This is a genomic window from Globicatella sp. HMSC072A10, from assembly GCF_001811625.1.
GTDB classification, from domain to species: Bacteria; Bacillota; Bacilli; order Lactobacillales; family Aerococcaceae; genus Globicatella; species Globicatella sanguinis.
The window spans coordinates 1-21,237 of the sequence record NZ_KV805791.1 but is presented as its reverse complement, the minus strand read 5'-3'; the positions used below and the strand labels follow the sequence as shown (position 1 = coordinate 21,237).

Annotated in this window: 17 protein-coding genes; 3 read left to right on the top strand and 14 right to left on the bottom strand. The window is 34.6% G+C overall.

Features of this window, described 5'->3' with window-relative positions; translation table 11 throughout:
- Positions 1 to 110 precede the first annotated feature (110 nt).
- From HMPREF2811_RS08795 to HMPREF2811_RS08765, 7 genes are all read right to left on the bottom strand, one after another.
- Positions 111 to 854 carry a class A sortase gene (locus HMPREF2811_RS08795; protein ID WP_141749300.1) on the bottom strand — a complete coding sequence of 248 codons (744 nt, stop codon included), beginning with the start codon at positions 852 to 854 and terminating at the stop codon, positions 111 to 113.
- 442 nt (positions 855 to 1,296) lie between these two features.
- A complete protein-coding gene (locus HMPREF2811_RS08790) occupies positions 1,297 to 1,845 on the bottom strand; it encodes an NADPH-dependent FMN reductase (protein ID WP_071409012.1) in 549 nt (182 codons plus the stop codon).
- 20 nt (positions 1,846 to 1,865) lie between these two features.
- Positions 1,866 to 2,300 (bottom strand): MarR family winged helix-turn-helix transcriptional regulator, encoded by a 435-nt coding sequence (locus tag HMPREF2811_RS08785; protein WP_071409011.1) that lies wholly within the window; start codon positions 2,298 to 2,300, stop codon positions 1,866 to 1,868.
- Between the two features lie 846 nt (positions 2,301 to 3,146).
- Positions 3,147 to 4,436: an ABC transporter permease gene (locus tag HMPREF2811_RS08780; RefSeq protein ID WP_071409010.1), complete on the bottom strand. Its 1,290-nt coding sequence runs from the start codon at positions 4,434 to 4,436 to the stop codon at positions 3,147 to 3,149.
- Positions 4,429 to 5,334 (bottom strand): ABC transporter ATP-binding protein, encoded by a 906-nt coding sequence (locus HMPREF2811_RS08775; RefSeq protein ID WP_071409009.1) that lies wholly within the window; start codon positions 5,332 to 5,334, stop codon positions 4,429 to 4,431. Before HMPREF2811_RS08775 ends, HMPREF2811_RS08780 begins: the two co-directional genes overlap by 8 nt.
- A 308-nt stretch (positions 5,335 to 5,642) precedes the next feature.
- On the bottom strand, positions 5,643 to 7,025 hold the full coding sequence (locus HMPREF2811_RS08770; protein WP_071409021.1) for a L,D-transpeptidase family protein: 1,383 nt from the start codon (positions 7,023 to 7,025) through the stop codon (positions 5,643 to 5,645).
- A 111-nt stretch (positions 7,026 to 7,136) separates the two neighbouring features.
- Positions 7,137 to 7,598: a hypothetical protein gene (locus tag HMPREF2811_RS08765; RefSeq protein WP_071409008.1), complete on the bottom strand. Its 462-nt coding sequence runs from the start codon at positions 7,596 to 7,598 to the stop codon at positions 7,137 to 7,139.
- A 160-nt stretch (positions 7,599 to 7,758) separates the two neighbouring features.
- Here HMPREF2811_RS08765 and HMPREF2811_RS08760 point away from each other — a divergent pair, with 160 nt between their 5' ends.
- Positions 7,759 to 8,541: a MerR family transcriptional regulator gene (locus HMPREF2811_RS08760; RefSeq protein ID WP_071409007.1), complete on the top strand. Its 783-nt coding sequence runs from the start codon at positions 7,759 to 7,761 to the stop codon at positions 8,539 to 8,541.
- A 233-nt stretch (positions 8,542 to 8,774) separates the two neighbouring features.
- On the opposite strand, the gene HMPREF2811_RS08755 is transcribed toward HMPREF2811_RS08760, so the two are convergent.
- The 7 genes from HMPREF2811_RS08755 to nagA form a co-directional block, all read right to left on the bottom strand.
- On the bottom strand, positions 8,775 to 10,136 hold the full coding sequence (locus HMPREF2811_RS08755; protein WP_071409006.1) for an FGGY-family carbohydrate kinase: 1,362 nt from the start codon (positions 10,134 to 10,136) through the stop codon (positions 8,775 to 8,777).
- A gap of 151 nt (positions 10,137 to 10,287) precedes the next feature.
- On the bottom strand, positions 10,288 to 11,178 hold the full coding sequence (locus HMPREF2811_RS08750) for an NADP-dependent phosphogluconate dehydrogenase (RefSeq protein ID WP_071409005.1): 891 nt from the start codon (positions 11,176 to 11,178) through the stop codon (positions 10,288 to 10,290).
- Positions 11,179 to 11,190: 12 nt separating this feature from the next.
- A complete protein-coding gene (locus HMPREF2811_RS08745) occupies positions 11,191 to 12,516 on the bottom strand; it encodes a 6-phospho-alpha-glucosidase (protein WP_071409004.1) in 1,326 nt (441 codons plus the stop codon).
- Positions 12,517 to 12,526: 10 nt separating this feature from the next.
- On the bottom strand, positions 12,527 to 14,122 hold the full coding sequence (locus HMPREF2811_RS08740) for a PTS transporter subunit EIIC (protein WP_071409003.1): 1,596 nt from the start codon (positions 14,120 to 14,122) through the stop codon (positions 12,527 to 12,529).
- 112 nt (positions 14,123 to 14,234) lie between these two features.
- The gene (locus HMPREF2811_RS08735) at positions 14,235 to 14,957 is read right to left on the bottom strand and encodes a MurR/RpiR family transcriptional regulator (RefSeq protein ID WP_071409002.1); all 723 of its coding nucleotides are present in this window, start codon (positions 14,955 to 14,957) and stop codon (positions 14,235 to 14,237) included.
- Positions 14,958 to 15,860: 903 nt separating this feature from the next.
- Positions 15,861 to 17,801, bottom strand: a complete 1,941-nt coding sequence (gene thrS, locus HMPREF2811_RS08730; RefSeq protein ID WP_071409020.1) for a threonine--tRNA ligase — start codon at positions 17,799 to 17,801, stop codon at positions 15,861 to 15,863.
- A 366-nt stretch (positions 17,802 to 18,167) separates the two neighbouring features.
- A complete protein-coding gene (gene nagA / locus HMPREF2811_RS08725; protein WP_071409001.1) occupies positions 18,168 to 19,316 on the bottom strand; it encodes an N-acetylglucosamine-6-phosphate deacetylase in 1,149 nt (382 codons plus the stop codon).
- A gap of 389 nt (positions 19,317 to 19,705) precedes the next feature.
- On the opposite strand from nagA, the gene HMPREF2811_RS11475 reads away from it, so the two are divergent.
- Both HMPREF2811_RS11475 and HMPREF2811_RS08720 read left to right on the top strand, forming a co-directional pair.
- Positions 19,706 to 19,843, top strand: a complete 138-nt coding sequence (locus HMPREF2811_RS11475; protein WP_168164972.1) for a hypothetical protein — start codon at positions 19,706 to 19,708, stop codon at positions 19,841 to 19,843.
- Between the two features lie 49 nt (positions 19,844 to 19,892).
- Entirely contained in the window at positions 19,893 to 20,885 is a 993-nt protein-coding gene (locus tag HMPREF2811_RS08720) for a S41 family peptidase (RefSeq protein WP_168164971.1), read from the top strand.
- Positions 20,886 to 21,237 lie beyond the last annotated feature (352 nt).

Genomic DNA, 21,237 nt, shown 5'->3' with positions numbered 1-21,237 from the left:
TATTACATTATCCTTTCATATTGAACCACTCAAACTTAACGCATAATTAAATAAATAATAGGCGCGTTCGCATTATTTGCAAACACGCCTATTTTATTATAAAAAGATAATTATTCTGGTACCGTCAAATCTAATTCAAAGGCCGCTAACATATCATCGGTCGCTTCATTGATGGGGACAGATTTCACCATTGTCGCTTGTACAATGACCCGCTCCACCAAATCATAATCACATGTAATTAAAGTGATAATCGGAGTTTCCGTTGGATTTAATACTTCCAAAGCGGTTGGATCTACCCGTTGAATATTATCAATTTCGTATTCATAAATATTTTCTAAGTCAGTCAAATAAACCGTGGCACCATACTCAACGTTCATTAAAGGTTGGAACAGTAAGCCTTCATGAATCGAATGATGACTTGCTAGCGGATAATTTGAAACTCCCATTTCTTGGTCTTCAAATAATGTGCCCGCTCCTAAATACATCCCCGCTTCTGAGGTCCCTTTATAAATAGGTAAATTCATTTTAACAGATGGTATCGCAATCGCGCCAATTGTTGGTAAGTCATTTGGATTTACATTTTGTAAAATAACATCATAAGCATTTAACGTTTGAATATTATCCCAATCAAACGATACATCCGCTAATTTATTTTTTTGAATTTGTTCTGCGGTAATATTGCCAATCGCATTTTGAGTTTGTCCTCGTTTAATCATATAATTCTTAATCGGATCCATTGCTAATAACGCAATCGCAAATAAGATTAGTATGACACCAAAGAATGTGCGCAAGCCACCGCCCCGTCTTTTACGCCCTTTTTGGTTTTGATATTCTCGCCTAGTTGGTTTAGCCATGATAAGCCTCCTCATTTCACTCTGTCTCTATTTTACACATTATTTTTTATAATTACATCTTTTATGATTAAGTTTTAATCATTTTAACTGAAACTCTCCATCTATAGCTATTATTTTATCAGATTAAATTGAAAAATTCGCTATCAATGAATGAATGTTTTATGAAGAAAGTGATGAATTATCGATAACAAAAAGACTTAATCATAAGATATCACCTTACGATTAAGTCTTTAATTGGAAGTATAAGCGAAGTTTAAACGAGTTTTATATACCTATCGCTTAATTTCAGTTCACCTAATGGCATCGCTATTCATCTTGTTATCAGACATCGTGTCATAACACACCATTACGGTATTTATTCTTTTGAAACATTGGGTATAGCCATTCCGATTCAGCTATCAGCCCAGTTATGATTTAATTGAGGGAGTGATTTTTATATTGATTAAGCGTTAATTGCTTCAATAACGGCTGCTACTTGAGCATCAAATTGTGCTTGTACTTCATCCGTTAATACTAATTGACCGTCAACCCATGCAGAGTCATTGATTTTAACTGCAGTAAACTCATCAATCACTTGTGTACGAACAAATGGTAATAAGAATTTGTAATTTTCAAACATATTATCAAAGCCACCTGCACCTGCTGCCGAAACGGTTGTTAATTTATTGTGGATAGCTGATTCACCAGCTGGATTAGCTGGATCTAATGAACGAGATAACCAGTCGATTAAGTTCTTGATTGTTCCAGGAATAGAGAAGTTGTATACTGGTGAGAAGAACCAAATAGCATCAGCTGCTGCTGCTTCATCTCTAATTGCTTGAACTTCCGGTAAAACTGGATTTTCAACATCTTGATTCATTAAAGGTAATTTAGTGAAATCTAAATAAGATACTTCTGCTTTACCAGCTAATGCTTTTTCAGCCATCCCTGCTAATTGTTTGTTAAATGAACCTTCACGTAATGAACCTTCTACAAATAATACTTTTTTCATAATAAAAAAATCTCCTTCTTCTAATTGAAATGTTTAAATTTCTTCAAGAGTCTAATTAACTCTTGTCTTTCAGCTTCAGTATAAATACTAAATACTTCATCGATGATTTGACGATGTTTAGGTAAGACTTCTTCAAATTTCTGACGACCTAATTCCGTAATTGAAAATTCAAAGCTGCGTTTATCATTCGGACAGACTTTGCGCCTAATATAACCATCACGCTCCATATTTTTAAGAACAACGGTCATATTACCAGAAGTAGCTAAGGTCTTTTCTTTAATTTGATTAATCGTCATATCCCCTAAGACATATAAAACATCTAGTATTCCAAACTGCGTCTGAGTCAGGCCTGCTTCACGAATCGCATCGCCTGTATTTAATTCAACGGTTCGTGCTGCTTGTCTAAAGACAATATTTGCATGAATCGGAGAATTCTTTTTGACTGAAACATCCATTACACATAGCCTCCTTGATGCTATTGATTATTACTAACTAGCAACAAAAACAATATTATAACCATTTGAATGTTGTGTCAATAGTTTTTTTATATTTATTTTTTATTCGAAATATTATATAAAAATTTTATTTTTGTTGGTGTATTATCATTTAAGTGTAATGTTTGAATTTCATATTTCGTTAGCGGATTGTTATTAAAGAACAATGGAATATTGTTTTGTTAGTTTATTATCATTGAAGAGTAATGGGACCGTCTTGCGGTTTTCTTCGAAGAACCTATAGACTTGATTTTCTGAAGTGCTGTAAGAACTAAAGTTCAACAGCGCTCATGCGAAAATACATCCTGGTTATTACTAATGATAATAAACTAACGTATTTTATGCTTAACATTACTAATAACAATCCACTAACTTATTATTTTACTGAACGCTTCTAATAATGACTCATAAACTAATTTTCATCATCCATCATAAAAAAGAGAAAGAGAGAGTTTTAAGAGGTTGAAAATTTCCCCAGGAAAATTTCTGCTGATGTCCTTACCTTCAAGAATGGTTGCATGTAAATTGCAGATGTATAAGACGTTAGTTGATGAACATTAAAGTACAATAAGACGGTCTTGCGGTTTTCTTCAAAAACCTACAAGCTTAAAATCTAAGGCCTTTTTCATTCACTAATCATTGGCAGTAGTTGATTGACTAATACTTCGGTTAACAGATCGTACTAGTCAAAATAGCTTTTTTAGGGAGCTACTTCGTTCAGGTCCTGTAGCACTAGCCAAATAATGAAAAAATATCCCTACTGCCGTTAATATTAACAGTCAGTAAGGATAATGAATTTTTTGTGTATTAATGATGTTTGCGTTCTGACTTTAACAATTGGTAAGAACGTTTCAAGGTCGCGAGTAAACCTTTATCACTCGTTACCAAGACATTACTCTTATAGAACATTGCCGATACCCATAAACAAATCACCATAAAGACAATCGTAATGACAATCGATAAGAGAATCTCAGTACTGGTAACCGTTTTGGCCGCTACTCTAAATGGCATAACAAACGGTGTAAAGAATGGTACTAATGATCCAATTTTTACGATGGCATTATTCGTTGAAGCTAAGGCATACATACCAATATAAAAGCCAACCACTCCTAATAAGATTAAGGGTGCTGAAACTTTGTTGACATCTTCAACTTTCGATACTAAAGAACCTAAGAAACCAGCTAATGATGAATAAGTTAAGATACCAATTAAAGCAAAAAGTCCACCCAATAATAGGTCGTTCATCGCTTTCGCAATCATTTCAGAAAGTGAGAACGGTAAGCTTAAAAATGATAAGTCAAAATTCATTTGGTTAAAGACAAATCTTCCAACAAAGAATAGCACGACATAGATTGCTAATTGAGTTAAGATAACTAAGCCAATCCCTATCATCTTACCAAAGAAATGTTGTGTTGCTGAAATACTAGATAAGACAATTTCCATGATGCGTGAGCCTTTTTCAGTCGCTATTTCTTGAGAAATAATTCCAATATAGATCATGATGAACATATATACCACAAAACATACCGCATAAGCTAGACCGGTTCTCACACCTTTTAAATCTTGATCCGCAGTATCTGCTTGCACTTCCCCTGACTCAGAGAAATTTAAGTTCACTGTTTCAAAGTTAACTTGTTGAGCTTCAATTTCTGCTATTTTAGCTGGATCAATTCCTAAATTTTCAATGCTGGTCTGCGTTTGATAGGCTTGTAATACTAATTGAATTTGATTCACGTCGATGTCTTTACCTATTTTTTCGCGGTAATATTTACCACTAATAGGTGCTTTAACAGAATCAAAGTTAATAAAGCCGTTAATAGCGCCCTCATCTAAAGCTTTTTCAGCTTCTTTTTGTGCTTCATAATAAGTGTACTCATTACCTAAGTCCGATTGATTTAAGACGGTTTGAATCTCTTGAGTAGCACCCACAATCCCAATATTACCAACACTTTCGGCCTCTTTACTTGTACCGATGAAAAATCCGATTAGTCCAATAACGCCAATCATCAAAATCGGACCTAATACCATTGACACAAAAGCCCAAGAAAATACGTTTTTACGATACACTTCACGAATCACAATGCCCATTTTATTCATGACTTTCACCTGCTTTCATTTTGAAAATCTCTTCTAATGTTGGTGCTTGCTGATAAAATACTGGTACATAGTTGCCTTTTGTTACTTGATTAAAAATAGCTTTTCCATAAGATTCGTCTGCTAAATCCAATAAATATTGATGAGAATAATGATGTTTAACAGCTTCCACACCTTCTAAAGTGGCTAATTGTTCCTCCGTCCAATCGGGGGTCTCAATTAACAATTTAGTGCGTCCAAATGACTGACGTACTTCTTCAATCCCACCATATAGGACTTGTTTACCATTATGAATCATGACCAATTTATCACAAATCTCTTCAACATTATTCATATTATGGCTGGAGAAAATAACACAGCTACCTTTATCTTTTAAGGCAACAATCCCTTTTTTCAAGAAGTCAGCATTGACAGGGTCTAACCCACTAAACGGTTCGTCTAAAATCACCAATTTAGGTTCGTGAATTAGCGTCGCAATTAATTGCACTTTTTGTTGATTCCCTTTGGATAGTGATTTTATTTTATCAGTTCTTTTCCCTTTGACATTGAACCGCACCATCCATTCATCAATTTTTTCAATAATATCTGCTTTTTTCATTCCTCTTAATTCAGCAAAATAGACAATCTGTTGTTCAATAGTCATCTTTTCATATAACCCACGTTCTTCTGGTAAATAACCTACCGTATTGTAAACTTTATCGGTTAATGTGACGCCATTCCACAACACTTCTCCATTGCCTTCAGGGGTTAAAAAATCTAAAATCATCCGAAAGATGGTCGTTTTACCTGATCCATTTTGCCCGATGATTCCCATGATCGTGCCGGGTTCAATCGTAAATGAAACATCATCGACAGCAACTAAATCGCCAAATGTCTTTCTCAGATGTTTAACTTCTAACATAAATCTCCCTCCATAATCTCTTTGATATTATAAAGATATCACTAATTAAAAGCTGTTTCAATCGAATTCCATTTATAAATTGTAAAATATTGTAAAGTTTTAATAAATATAGTCATAGTTATTCATACGCATATTTGATTGATAAAACTGTACAAAGCAAATCTAACTTTCATCAGCACTTTTTCACTTAATATTTAGTTTTGACAGTGATGATTAGAGTATGTGATACACTTAGATTTAGGATTTCACCAACAAAAAAAAACTAAGCTTCACCCTAAAAGGCTTCACTTAGTCGTATTGATTCATTTTTAATGGAACACGAGTACCGGTGTACCATAAGTAATATTTGCATAGATAATCGCGACTTGATCCAATGGTGTATTAATACAGCCGAGAGAACCATTATTCACGTAGGTATCGCCTCCAAATGACCATTGCCAACTAGCATCATGAATTCCTTGCGCTTGATAGTCAAAACGAATCCAATAATCTACCGGCACTTTATAGTCAACTTTTTTGGTCGGATTATAACCAACTAAATTGGTGTCATATAACATTTCAATCACCGCATTAGCGCCAGGAATTGTCTCGGTACCATATTTACCAGATACAATATTAGTGGCAACCAGAACTTCGCCATCTACATAATAATACATCATTTGGTTCGTTAAGTCGATCTCAACATAAGTATTACCAATGTCATCTTTTTCACCTAAACGATTCCCTACTCCATAAAAGGCCATTTTACGAGTGACGTCTTGCCCATTATGAATATCAGCAATGATTTGTTGTACTTCTGTATCCACATCGATTGACCACCCTAAAATACCCGCTGGCACTGTTACTGTTCCTTGCAAAGTACTTTCAAATTGACGGTCCTTACCTTCTGTTGAATACTTATTATTTAAGGCATTGACGTAAGCATAAACCATTTCCTCATCAACATATAAATCATTGTTTGCATCGAAATGAATCCACTTTTGTAACTCTTCACGAGGTATCGTAATATCATAACCAGCCACCTGTAGGGTAATCTTCGTATCTAGAATCCGATTAATATAGTCCATAGTTTTAGTTACTTGTTCGCTATCTTCACCGATATTAGGGTCTGCATAAACCGATTCTAATTCAATCTTGCCAGTATCTTGCTCTAAAGAATCAACAATCGCTGCTGATAATTTATCATAATCTATCTCGGTCCCCTTTTGTCCAGGTTCAACGAAATAGCCTTTATCATCCGAATAATCAATCCCTGCGTCGACAGCTTTTTCCCGACCATCATTCGTAATATTTAATTTATCCAATGCACCTTTGACTTGTTCCGAATCAACCGTTACATTATGTCCTAAAACATTTTTAACTTCAGTGCCGTCAAATAGATTTACTACCCATTGACTTGGATCTTGTGATTCATAGGTTGCTTTTAAAATTTCATCAGGTGCAACTTCTACTCCTAAATCACCTAGCGTAATTTTACCTAATTCTTTACCCTTTTCAGTTAAGGTAATTGTTTCCTTATTAATGGCCTCATTGATTTGTTTTTCAGCTTCCGCTAATGTTAAATTACCAATGTTGACCGAGCCATAACTTGTGTTAGGGGTGAATTTTTCGGCATAATAGCCTACTCCACCTAGATAACCTAGACCTAAAGTAATTAGTGAAACAACCCCTGAAATGACTACTTTTTTCAAATTTTTCTCCCCCATCCAATTTATCTCTCATTTACCTTATCACAAAACTCCGAAAAAAGGGAGTAATAAATTGTGAAATATTTATGAATTTCCATGAGGATTGGTTAATGATTACTCATACTCAATCTTAAACAATTCATGAAAAGCTGGATTATCAAGTAAACTTGCATCCTTAATTAAAATGACATGATATAATTGCTCATCAATGACTTTCATATAGACTCCCGCTATATCAAATGATTCAAATAAATACCAATTTTCGCTTAATAGCGCACTATCAAAATCTAACAAACGAAAATCCAATGTTAATTGCTCAAGTTCAGTTGCTGTAATATTAGGTAAACTAATAAAATTAACACTGCCATCAATCGCTTGACCAATCCGTTGAGCACTCTCGAATTCAAGAAAATCAAAAGCATTCCCTTCTATTACTTGCACATTGCTTTGATATTTTTTCGCGAATCGTGTTTTCGTATCAAATGCAGAGTCGAAATTGATGAACGGTAAATACGATTCTTGACTACAAGCGACCAACAATAACACGGCAGTGAGCAGAATCCAAAAATTCTTCATTGCAAACTCCTTTAAAATACGATTCATAACGATATTATTATATCGGTTTGATTGTGAAAACTCAAATAAAATTCAACATCTTAATCAATTATTTAGACATTTAGGCAAAAATGACAGTATATTATAGTTATTATCAACAACTGAAAGAAAGGCGTATCCAATGAAAGAATATTTATTAACGATTAGCCAATTAGGTAAAATATCACAAACTCATGTTAAAGCTTTACGTTATTATCAATCCATTGGTATCCTAAAACCAGTATATGTCAATCCAGACAATAACTACCACTATTATAGTTTAGCGCAAGTTACCTTAGTTCAAATTATAAAATTATGCACTGAAAATGACGTCCCGCTCAAGGATTTAAAACGATATCTGGATGAAAACGGAGAGACCATCGCCTTAAAAGACTTAATTGATTATGCCAAGAACTTAGTCGAAAATAAAATTGCGAAAGCACAAAAACAATTAGACTATATCAATTATATCCAAGAAGAAATTCAACATTCACAAGAGATCCATCAACAACACACTTTACACTATGTATTAAATGAGGCTCGTTATTGGGTCGAACCATTTGATGGTAAGATATTAAGTGAGGAATATTTTACTAAATTATTGACGATTGAAGAACAACTCAATGAATTAGGGCCCTTGCCAATCAAACGTATTGGCTTATTACTCCGCTATGAGTACGGACAAAAAGCGCCTTTCATTTGCCTAAAATTGGAAAAATTGCCTCCAGAACCGCACCCACAAATTATCACCCTTCCTGAACAACGCAATCATATTGAACACGTTAGTTATGAAGATTTAGCACAGCGCATTAGCCAAATAGAGACGCAATTTCAACCACAAAGTATTTTTATAACGGAAACCTTTGAAGATGACTACGACCTCTTCTCGCCACACTTAGAAATTCAATTTGACGAAGCAGAATGATAGGTTAATCATCCCACGATGATAAACCACCTTCAAAATATTATTGCTTTTTTGTGTTAAGACCAAATCGATAGATTATTTATAATTTTTAATCGACATTTAAAAATTAAAACAATCATCCATTCCGATAGTCCGTTCTAAAAGTTGAATTTAAATTTCCCTTCTTTCATGTTAACGACGTTTATGTTATAAATGAAGCGCCCGGTTCTCTAAAGAATCTGGGCGCTCTAATTTTATGGTAATTCAGCCAAATAATGTTGGAAATTTAGATTGAATACTTGATGACGATTTAAATCGGGTTCTATCTCTTCATAAGCAATCGGAATTGTTAGATCATCTACCAACATAATGGTTCCCAAGCGCTCGGCTGCATTGTCTTTGGGTACTAAAATCGGTAATCCCACAATATCCGCCAATAATTGAACTAACACTCTAGAATAAGTCAAACCACCGGTCAAAGCGACACCTTTAAAATCATGAAGAGCTTTTAAATTTTCGACATTATGTCGCACATTATTGAACACCCCACAAACCATCGCCATTAACAAGTCCTCACGATGATGATATCGCTCTAAACCAATGAATTTTGCGACCGCCTGTTCGTCCCATAAAGGCGCTCTTTCCCCATTTAAAAATGGTAAAAAGACTAAATTAGTAGGTGTTTTATTCTTAATAATGGCCTCTAACTCTTTAAAATTCGTTTGATACACGGAACAAATCCAATCTAAAACATTACCCGCATTATTACTAGGATAGCCAACTAAATAGTGTTGCTGATCAATTGTATAACTAAAGTTCATGGAATCGAGATCCACTCTCATTTCATCTGCTATTACACGCACTGCATGACTCGTACCAAAAGATAGAACCGCATAGTCATTAAAATGACGATAGACCAAACTTGACGACACCCCATCAGACGTTCCAATCACGACCTCTGCTTGACCTAAGTCAAATTCTGCTAATAAAGGTGCCGCAGCATGACACTCCTTGACTAAGGGTAACTGAGCTAAGTTTAATTGCAATTTATCTAGCACTAATTCACTCCATTGTCCGCTCTGACTATCATATAATCCCGAGCTACTAGCATTAGAAACGTCAATCCACCATTCACCCGTCAAAAACTCAAAAATTAAATCCTTAATCGAATAGATTTTAGCCACTGAACGCCAAACAGGCTGACGCAAATGATAATACAATTTGTAAAAAGGATTCATACTATGAATTGGCGTACCAGTAGCTAAATATAAGTCCTCTTTGAACGCATCATCGATTAAAGACAACTCTTGATGCCCTCTTTTATCCGCCCAGGTCACAATACCAGTCAAATCTTGGTATTCATCATCACGTAATAAAAGGGAATGCATTGCAGTCGTTAACACAATGCGATAATTAGACTCTGGCTTTAACTCACGCAATCCCCTTAAAATCGCTAACCGCATCTCTGGCCAACTTAATTCATAATGCAAACCATCGGAACGAATCTCTTGATAGCGATAGGCCCATTCTTCCTCAAATTGCAACTGATGATCAAAACGAGCCAACTTCAAGTTCGTCGTCCCCACATCAATACTAATTGTATGACGATAACTCATAATACCCTCCTCATAAAATAAAATGATAACTGATAATAATTAACTCAATTATCTTATAGATTGAAAGGGTTGTCAAAGGTGTTCATGGATACTTTACAATACTTTCGCTCTATATTAAAAATTCCCTCCCAAAAATGGAAGGGAACGTATTTTATAACTCTTGATGTCCACCAAACTGATAGCGCATGGCTGATAATACTTTGCCTGAATATTGATTGTCATCTAAGGTACTATTCCGCTTCATTAAAGATAATGCGATTACTGGAACTGGTACTTCATTTGCCAAAGCCTCTTCAATGGTCCACAGTGCTTCTCCTGAGGAAGAAACCTCACCCTTGAATTTTTGTAATGTCGGTTCAGATTTTAATTCTTCATACAATTTTTCTATTAAGAACGATTCGATGATTGAACCATGATTCCATAGATTCGCAACATTTTCTAAATCAAATTGATAGTTTTTTTGTGTATAAAGTAAATCAAACCCTTCTGCGATAGCTTGCATCATTCCATATTCGATGCCATTATGCACCATTTTTAAATAATGTCCACTACCTGGCTGTGAATGATATATAAAGCCATTAGGGACACATAAATTAGACAATGTTTCCTCTAAGACTGAATCGAGTGTTCCTTCGCCACCCATCATCATACAAGCACCATATCTTGCACCTTCAACTCCACCTGAAATACCACAATCATAATAATGAATGTCATGTTTTTTGGCGTCTTCAAATCGTCTCAATGAATCTTTAAATTGTGAGTTTGAAAAATCAATAATTGAACTCTTCTCTTTAATTAAAGGCAATATTTTATCAAATGTAGAGTCGGTGATTTTACCTGCAGGTAAAACTAAAAATATTATTTCTTTTTTACTCGCATCAAACAATTGATCAAATTCAGTTATAAAATTAAATTTAGGATGTTGGTATAAGTTACCAATTTCACCATTTATATCATAACCTTTTACACTGATATTATGATCGTTTAATTGTTTAACAAGAGATAACCCCATTTTTCCGAGACCAATCACTATTATCTCCATTAATAAATTCTCCTAATGTAATTCTGGCCAAAAGTCTTTATTTGCAATAATTAAATCATCTAGCACTTCTTTAGCGACAGTTGCTGAAGGAATTGTTCTAGATAAAGTAAATGCTTGCCAAACTTTTTGATAATCTTGTTCAATATACCCTTGAACTAATAATTTTTCACACATTAATTGTTGGTGCATTAATGCTTGTTGGAACATCGGTATTTGACCTTGACAGATTGGCTCAGGTCCTTTACTCCCAACAATACATGGTACTTCTACCATCGCATCATCAGGGAAGTTAGCAATCGCACCATTATTTTCAACTATCATCAGCATGCGTTCATGTGTATTAAAGGCAATTGCGCGTGCTAAATCAACAATAAAATAAGCATGGCTATCAATATGGAATCCATTGTCTTTTGCTGTTCCTGTTTCAATAATATGTCTTGCCGTTTCAAAAACATCTTTCTCACGACCGTCCATCACTTCATTAGCACGTGTATACTCTTTATTAGAATTTTCAACTACATAATCAGGGAATAAATAATATTTCAAGTAAGTATTTGGTAAGAATCGTGGATCAACAGCGTAAATATCACGCGCTTTTTTATGTGTTTCTTGCCAACTTGGGTCCGTATGCTGAGTGTCAATTTCAACTTGGTTTAAATAACCATTTTCTTTAACATAGTCCTTTACTAATTGAGTATAATCAGTTCCATCTTTTCCACGAACACTTGTCCACCATCCAAAGTGATTTAATCCAAAATAGTCCACTTCTAATTGATCAGGTGTAGTACCAATAATCTGAGACATTCTTCTTAGAGTCCCCACAGGCATATCACAAATGTTTAACACTCTAGATTCTGGACGTAGTACACGGCACGCTTCAGCGACAATTGAAGCCGGATTGGAATAATTTAACATCCAACAGTCTGGTGAATATTTTTCCATATAATCTATAATTTCAAGCATTCCTGTAATACTTCTCATACCGTATGCCATGCCACCTGCACCACATGTTTCTTGACCCACTACATTATGTTTTAATGGAATCTTTTCGTCTAACTCACGCATCGCGTATTTCCCTACACGAATATGAGCCATACAGAAATCCATATCTGTAAAAGCAACCTCTGGATCAGCAGTATAGACAAATTCAACTTCAGGAGCATCTTCTTTTAACATAATTTCGATAGCTTCCCCTAATACTGCTTGACGTTCTTCATCATTATCATATAGGTATAGTTTCTTTAATGGAAAACGTTCTGCACTCGCTAATAACATTTTTACGATACCTGGTGTAAATGTACTTCCTCCACCAGCAATTACAACTGAAAATTTCTTCATAGTATCCTCCCTAATAATTCGCTAAAAATTCATCGACAGCATTACGCATCTTCGTTACATTTAGTCCATAAACAACATGAACATTTTCATCTTTAATCACAACACCATTAGCATTAGTAGCATTCGTTAAAGTACTTTCATCTACTAATGAAGAATCTTTAACCACTGTACGTAATCTTGTATAACAATTATCAACAGACACAATATTCTCTTTACCACCTAATGCTTCAACAATAATTCTTCCCATATCATGTACTAATACTTGATCATTGGAATCTGAAGTTCCACCTTGATTTTTTCTTGCTTCATAGTCTTTCTTAGAATATAGTCTTGTTTCTTCAGTAGCTGATTCCCTACCAATTGTTTTTAAATTGAATTTTTCAATCATAAATTTAAAGATGACAAAATATAAAGCAAAGAAGAAAATACCAACTAAGATATACATAGGCCAAGAAGTTTTTTGTATTCCTAAAGGAACATTCATTAACAGGAAGTCAATAAATCCATTTGGCCCGATTGCTCTAACATTAAATAAGTTTAATACAACCATTGATAATCCACTTAATCCAGCATGAATCACAAATAAAATAGGTGCAACAAACATAAATGAGAACTCAATTGGTTCTGTAACCCCTGCAATAAATGATGTAAATGCAGCTGGAATTAAAATAGCACGAGCACGCATCTTTTTCTCAGGTGATGCGGTCATATACATCGCAAGACAAGCACCAATCAAACCAAACATTTTAGAAATACCACGAGCGTCCCAAATAACACTTTCTGATAAACGTTGAATCGACGGTTCTACCATTTCAGCAAAATAAATATTACGAGAACCTTCAAAAACTTGCCCCGCAATCGTTTCTGTTCCACCTAAGGATGAATATAAAAATGGTGTATAAACTAAATGGTGTAATCCAGTAGGAATTAATAATCGCTCTAAAGCACCATATAAGAACAAGCCAAAATTACCTGATTTTTGAATAAAACCGCCTAATTGATTGATTCCATATTGGAAACTTGGCCACACATAAGTCATCAACACTCCAAATAAAACTACAACTGGGATGAGGACAATAAAAGCAAAACGTGTTCCACCATAAATATTAAAGGCATTATTAAATTCTATATTACTAAATTTGTTAAAAACATATGCCACTATCAGACCTAACATAATACCGGCGAAAACACCCATATCTAATACTTGAACACCTAATACCATTGTTTGTCCAGTACCAGATAATGAGTCCGCTTCAATCAAATGCCCATTTAAAGTAAGCGTCCGATTCATTGCATTAATAAAAACTAAAAAAGATAGTAATGCTGTAAAACCAGCTTCCCCTTTTTTCTCTTTTGCTAGACCAACTGCAATCCCTACACAAAAAATAATTCCTAAGTTAACAAGTATCGTAACCAATGACCCGGTTAAAATTGAGCCAAAATTTTTGGTTACTGGATTATCCATAAATGGTACAACCTCTAATAACCTTGCATTCGTTAATAAATTACCAATTGCAATTAATAACCCTGCAATCGGCAAAATTAACACTGGAATAAACATTGCCCGCGAAAATTTTTGCATGGCCTCCATAACTTTCCCCTTCATAACTAAACCTCCATAAGTTCAATTTCTATTGATTTCATCATATCATTATACCGCTTTCATTATCTACAAAATAAAAAAGAATGAAACATATTTCCTTAATTAGAAAAATATTTCATTCATATATATCTTCAATTAAATACTCAAAAAACATTAACAATACAGGAAAAAACAAGCCCGTTCTTTGATTATTCCAATCAAATTTATTATGATTTTCGATGATAAAATTATAGTTTGAAATCCTTGCTAAATCATTATCATTATCTTGTGAAAATGAAATAACTGGTATATTCTGTTTCTTTGCAATTCTTGCTTTATCATTAATCATAGGTGTAAACCCACTTTTTGAAACACATATTAAAGTATTAATGCGATTAATATTATTCAAAAATAAAGCATTACTATCAGCACCATTAGTAAAGATGACATTACTTCCCTTACCCAGTAATTTTTTGTATAAGTATTCTGCAATAATTCCCGAATAACCTGTACCAATAATAAAGATAGTCTTTCTATGATCATTCAATAACGGCTTAACTTCTTCAGCGATTTTTTTATTGGTTTCAAAAATATTCAAAAATATTGCTGAAAGATCATTTACTTCATTTTTATTTAACTCCTGTTTTCCTTGACGATGAGTAAACTCGTAAATCATATCCGTATAACCATCAAAACCTAATTTTTTTGCTAATCTAAAAATAGTCGAGGCAGAAGTGAATGTTTCTTTGGCCATATGTTGAATCGTCATTGAACCAATTTTATCTTGATTTTTTTCAATAAAATTTAAAATTCCTTGCTCATTTTCAGTTAACTTCGTATGTTTATAAATATTATTCATAGTTCACCTCCTAAACAATTAACTCTCTAATTATTTATTGTATCAAAAAGGCTTACAACCTGCACGAGAAAATAATGAATATAGTGAATATAAGTTCCGTCTCAGATATATGAACGTTCTAGAATAAATCAGTCACTTTGTGAATTCCCTCTTTCCCTTCTAAATTCTCACTTAATTTCCACCGCATTTTGCTAGATCCATTTTCATTCACAAACTTTGTCTTAAAATGAGACAAATTATTAAGATTTATTAAATTTTTGCGACTATATTCCCGAAATTTTATGAAAATGAAAATTTATGTCAAAATATGCCCTTTTTTTGTCTCAAAATGAGACATTATGAAAATGACAATTCTTGTTTCAAACTCAATTTAGCTACTAGATTGTGAATAAACTCCAAATGTAATGCTTTCATCTTGTTTGTCCAAATATATTGAAAACACACTCTCTACTACTGAAAACACTATGATTGTGAAATGGTATTATATAATCAAATTTCTACTACCTCTCTACCCAATCCGTACTAAATTTATTCATTAGTCCATCCATGTCTACACTTCCCGTAGGGAAGTGACTATGAAAAACTTTACTTAGAAAGTTTTACTAGTTAGATTCCCCATTTTATTTTTTAGTTGTGAATTCAAAAAAGACTATGAGTCATTATTAGTAACGTTAAGCAAAAATTTCGCATGAGCACTCTTGAGCTTTAGCTCTTAGAGTGCCTCAGAAATTTTAATCCGGATGTCCAAAGGACAGAAGGATGTTGCAGTTACTTTTTAATAATGAATCATAGTCAAAATTGCATTTATCATCGCTCTTTCATGACAATAAACCAATTTATATTTTTATGTTACTCTTTCATTATGGATCAAAGTCCAACTTGCATTTATCTTTTTATCTAATCTTATTCTGCTTTACGACTTTTGTTTTCGACTTCCTTTGTCAAACGAGCCACAAAGTCTTCAAACGATAAAGTTTCAGATTTTTGAGAGCCATAAGGACGCACATTAACTGTACCATCACTCACTTCTTGATCACCAATGACAATTTGATAAGGCACCTTAGAAGTTTGTGCTTCACGAATCTTGTATCCTAATTTTTCATTACGTAAGTCCATTTCCACACGGAAACCATGATTACGTAACGCTTCATAAATCTCTTGCACACGATCACCATGCGCATCTAAGTTAACCGGTAATAACACCGCTTGAACTGGCGCTAACCAAGTAGGGAAAGCTCCCTTATACTCTTCAATTAAATAAGCAACAAAGCGTTCCATCGTTGACACCACACCACGGTGAATGACCACTGGACGATGAGTATTTTGACCATCTTCACCTACATAAGTTAAATCAAAACGCTCTGGTAATAAGAAGTCTAACTGGATGGTTGACATCGTTTCTTCAATACCGATAGCAGTCTTGAATTGAATATCTAATTTAGGACCATAGAAAGCCGCTTCACCAACAGCCTCAAAATAATCATAGCCTAACTCATCCATCGCTTCTTTCAACATACTTTGAGCTTTTTCCCACATCTCATCATCATCAAAATATTTCTCTTTATTTTCAGGATCACGATAAGATAAACGGAAACGATAATCCGTAATATTGAAGTCTTTATAAACTTCCTCAACTAAATTCACCACGCGCGTAAATTCTTCTTTAATTTGATCAGGTCGCACAAAAATATGCGCATCATTTAAGGTCATCTCACGTACACGTTGTAAACCAGATAAAGCCCCAGATTTTTCATAACGGTGCATCATACCTAATTCCGCAATACGAATCGGCAATTCACGATATGAATGAATATCATCTTTATAAATCATCATATGGTGCGGACAGTTCATCGGACGAAGCACTAACATTTCACCGTCACCCATATCCATTGGTGGGAACATGTCATCTTGGTAATGATCCCAGTGACCTGAAGTCTTATATAAATCCACTTTAGCCATAATTGGTGTATACACGTGATCATAACCTAAAGCAACTTCTTTATCCATAATATAACGCTCAATAATACGACGAATAGTTGCGCCCTTTGGTAACCAGAATGGTAAACCAGAACCAACTTCTTGACTAATCATAAATAAGCCTAACTCTTTACCTAATTTACGGTGGTCACGTTTACGCGCTTCGGCACGTAATCTCATAAACTCATCTAAATCAGCTTGATTAAAGAATGCAGTCCCGTATACACGTTGCATCATCTTATTGTTTGAGTTACCACGCCAATAAGCACCCGCTAATGATAATAATTTAAAGACTTTAATTTTACCAGTTGAAGGCACATGCACCCCACGACATAAGTCGGTGAAATCTTCTTGAGTATAAATAGTAATCACTTCATCAGCTGGTAAATCATTAATTAACTCCACTTTATATGGATCATTTTTAAAGATTTCAAGCGCTTCTTCACGCGATACCTCACGACGAACAATTGGATAGTTTTGTGAAATGATTTTTTTCATTTCTTTTTCAATCGCTGGTAGATCATCTTCCGTAATTTGTTCTTCCTTGTCAGTATCATAATAGAAACCTGATTCAATCGCTGGCCCTACCCCAAAATGAACGCCTGGGAATAAACGAGTCATCGCATGCGCCATTAAATGGGCAGTTGAGTGACGTAAAATTTCTAATGCTTCTTCACTCTTATTCGTAATAATCTCAATGGAACCATCTTCCATAATCGGTCTTTCAAAATCAATTAACTCACCATTTAATTTTCCCGCTAAAGATGCTTTTGCTAAAGATTTACTAATTGACTCTGCGACTTCACGGGTTGTTACACCTTGTTCATATTCTCTTGTATTTCCATCTGGAAAAGTTAAGGTAATCATCGCCATTTTCATTTCCCCCAAAATATTATTTCAACAAATAAAAAACGCCCCATTGCATATTTTTACAATACACAATGGGACGACTTCAAGACGTGGTTCCACCCAATTTTCATCAGTCAACTGATGCTCTATCAGCTTAACGCGCTTAAACGTCTACCGTTACTCTATTCGCAGTAGCATCTTACAAAGGGGTAAATCATTAGTGGATCTAAGGCGTTGCACCAACCCGCCTCTCGCTAAAACACACACTAACCATCCATGTCTTTGTTACTTGTCGATTTCTGTTTCCTATTATGCCACTAAAAGACTTTGAATTCAAGCTTTCATCCTATTAAAAACTAATTTTTAATAAAAAGACAACGTTTCTTAAGCCTGATAACGTTTTTCACCATCTAAATAAGTTGCTTCTAATGTTAATTCAGGCGACACCACAATGAAGTCCGCATCCAATCCAGGTGCGATACGTCCACAAACATCATCGATGCCCACTGATTTTGCCGGTGATAATGAAGCCATTCTTAATGCATCAGCGACATCCACTAAGCCCCAATCATAAACATTTTTAACACCTTGTTTTAACTCTAAGATAGAGCCAGCTAAATTACCACCTTCTTTAAGACGGGCTGCCCCCTCTTTAACAATGACGTCAAACTCACCTAATTTTGATTCACCGTCCCCCATACCGCCGGCGCGCATACAGTCAGTAATTAAGACTGTTTCTTCAGGCCCTTTCGCTTTTACGACTACTTTAGCAGCACCAGGATGGACATGATGACCATCACAAATTAATTCAGCAAACGTTCCGTCAGAACTTAAAGCCGCACCTACCATACCAGGATTACGGTGATGAAGCCCACTCATCCCATTATATGTATGGATAAAAATATTCGCGCCATTATCGACAGCGTCCATCGCTTCTTCATAAGTTGCATCACTATGGGCTAATGCCACATGAATATCTTTTGACTTCGCAAATTCAATAAACTCTTTTACCCCTTTACGTTCCGGCGCAATCGCAATTTTATTGACTAATTGATTGGATAATTGATGCCATTTATCTAAAACGGGAATCGAAGGATCGGACATATATTTAGGATTTTGAGCGCCTTTATATTTTTCAGTAAAGAACGGCCCCTCTAAGAAAATCCCTCTAATTTTGGCTCCTTCTACTTCTTGATAATGTTCGCCAATCGTTTGACAAACCGCATTTAACAACTCTACTGATGACGTTAAAGTAGTCGGTAACCAAGAGGTAACACCACACTCTAATAAACCATTTGACATGACTTTAATTCCTTCAAAATCATTGTCCATTACATCATGCGATTTGTAGCCATGAATATGCGTATCCACTAAGCCCGCCGAAATGATAGAGTTCGAATAGTCCACTACTTCAGCACCTGCTGGTACCTCTTTAACGACTTCACCAAACTTGCCTTCATTTATTTCTAAATACGCATCCTCTACTACTTCCTGCTCTAACACGATGCCCTTTGCTTTTACATAATAAGTCATCTTCCCATGCCTCCTTATCTTCTTACTCTATTATACGCCTAATTACGGAATCTTAAAACCAAAATCACAGTGGAAAATAAATTTTTTTGGATAAAGACATCAAATTGATTTAATGAAAAAGTCATGGCCTCTTCTGTTCATCTCATCGATAGAATTAATCATTCTATTTGCAAAACAGATAATACTCGCTCTAAGTCATTTGCAAACAAGTAGCTAGACAATTTTAAACGACCTTCATCTTTATCATTTGATAAAAATTGCGATTGTATACGTCAACTTGTTTTATCTTTTTTATTGAACTGGCTATCTACTAATACCATCGATATTATTAAAAAACACTTTACATTTTTGCAAATTATGATAAATTTTTTAATAGGAAGTACTATAAATTGAAATGTATTACCATAATTTTAATGCAGATAAAGAGTGCGATAGCTAATACTTCTGGTGATAAAGAAGTAAATAGTACCGCTTTTACGAGTAATCCTAAGATTGATAACTTCGGAGGTGTCATGAGTGAATCATAATAAATTCAAATGGGTAATTTACCAAATAATATTTAAGAAGACGATGAAAATGATAAATCTCATAATAGTCGTATTAATCTCTTTCAGATTATTATGTCCTATCATCATTGAGGCGGAAACTTCTTCGGAAATCACCCCAACGGAATTTTATAATCAAACACTTGCTATATTTAATGAGGAAGGCTTATACCATAATGAACAGCCATGGATTGACTATTATGATGAGTATCAACAATCGCCTTTAGAATTTAATAGTTTTGCTTCGATGATGCTGGAACTAACTAAAGCGTTAAGAATTGTCGGTGGTAAGCATTCCTTTATTGTTAAAAAAACCTCTCATATTGACAAAGATCAACCCGATTTATTTAAATATCCTTCTGTTGAAACGTTGGAAGATGGCATCCTTCACATCAGTTTACCGGAAACATATAATTTCTTCACTGTGAGTAACAATGGCACTGATATTACTACGGAATTTAATAAATACACTGAAACGGTTCTGAAACCTATTGAAGAAAATCGTCAAAATATAAAAGGTATTGTTCTAGATTTAAGAAATAATACGGGTGGTTCACATGCCATCTTATTTGCAACGACTAACTTCCTTTTTCCTGACGGTAATCTCTTATCCTTTTACAATAATAAAGATAAAAAAATCGGTGGCATAAAAATTGACAATACGACCCTATCTGTAGAAAATAACTATGAGAATACTTATGCCATAAAACGACTCAGTCAATTAAATGTTCCCGTTGCGGTCTTAATTAATGAATATACCTCCAGTGCGGCAGAATTACTGGCAATTGCGATTAAAGATACTACAACGATTGACAGTAAACTATTCGGTAAAACATCAGCCGGATATACCTCCGTTTTAAGTGGGTATGCCCTTAGTAACGACACGGACCTTCTATTAGCGACAGGCTATTTAAAAAGTAATGAAGGTACCGATTATAAAGATACTCCTATCGTGCCTGATGTCGATTCAAAGACACCTTTGGATGATGCTTTACAATGGCTAAGTAAGACCTCTTTAGATTAATACTATTTTATAGTGGCCTCAAAAAGTTAGACAAAAAATCTAGTCTTTTAGAGTCACTTCACTCATATTTATTTAAGTGATCTGTTTTAAAATGCCACTTTTGGGAGGTCAGCTTACTTTTTTGTAGTCTATTTTAAGATGCCATTTTGGAAAAATTCTAACGCAAAAAGACTTAAAATAATCGAGGAATATTTGTAATGCCCCCCTAAATCCGGATACGGACGAAGGGAGGCTTCTTTATACATAAGACACAGTCAAGTTGCTATGACTAACGGCTGCTAGCTATCGTCTTTAAGCAGTCTGATTGTGTTGAACTCATGATTTATAAAAGTCAACTTAAAAATCCCGATTT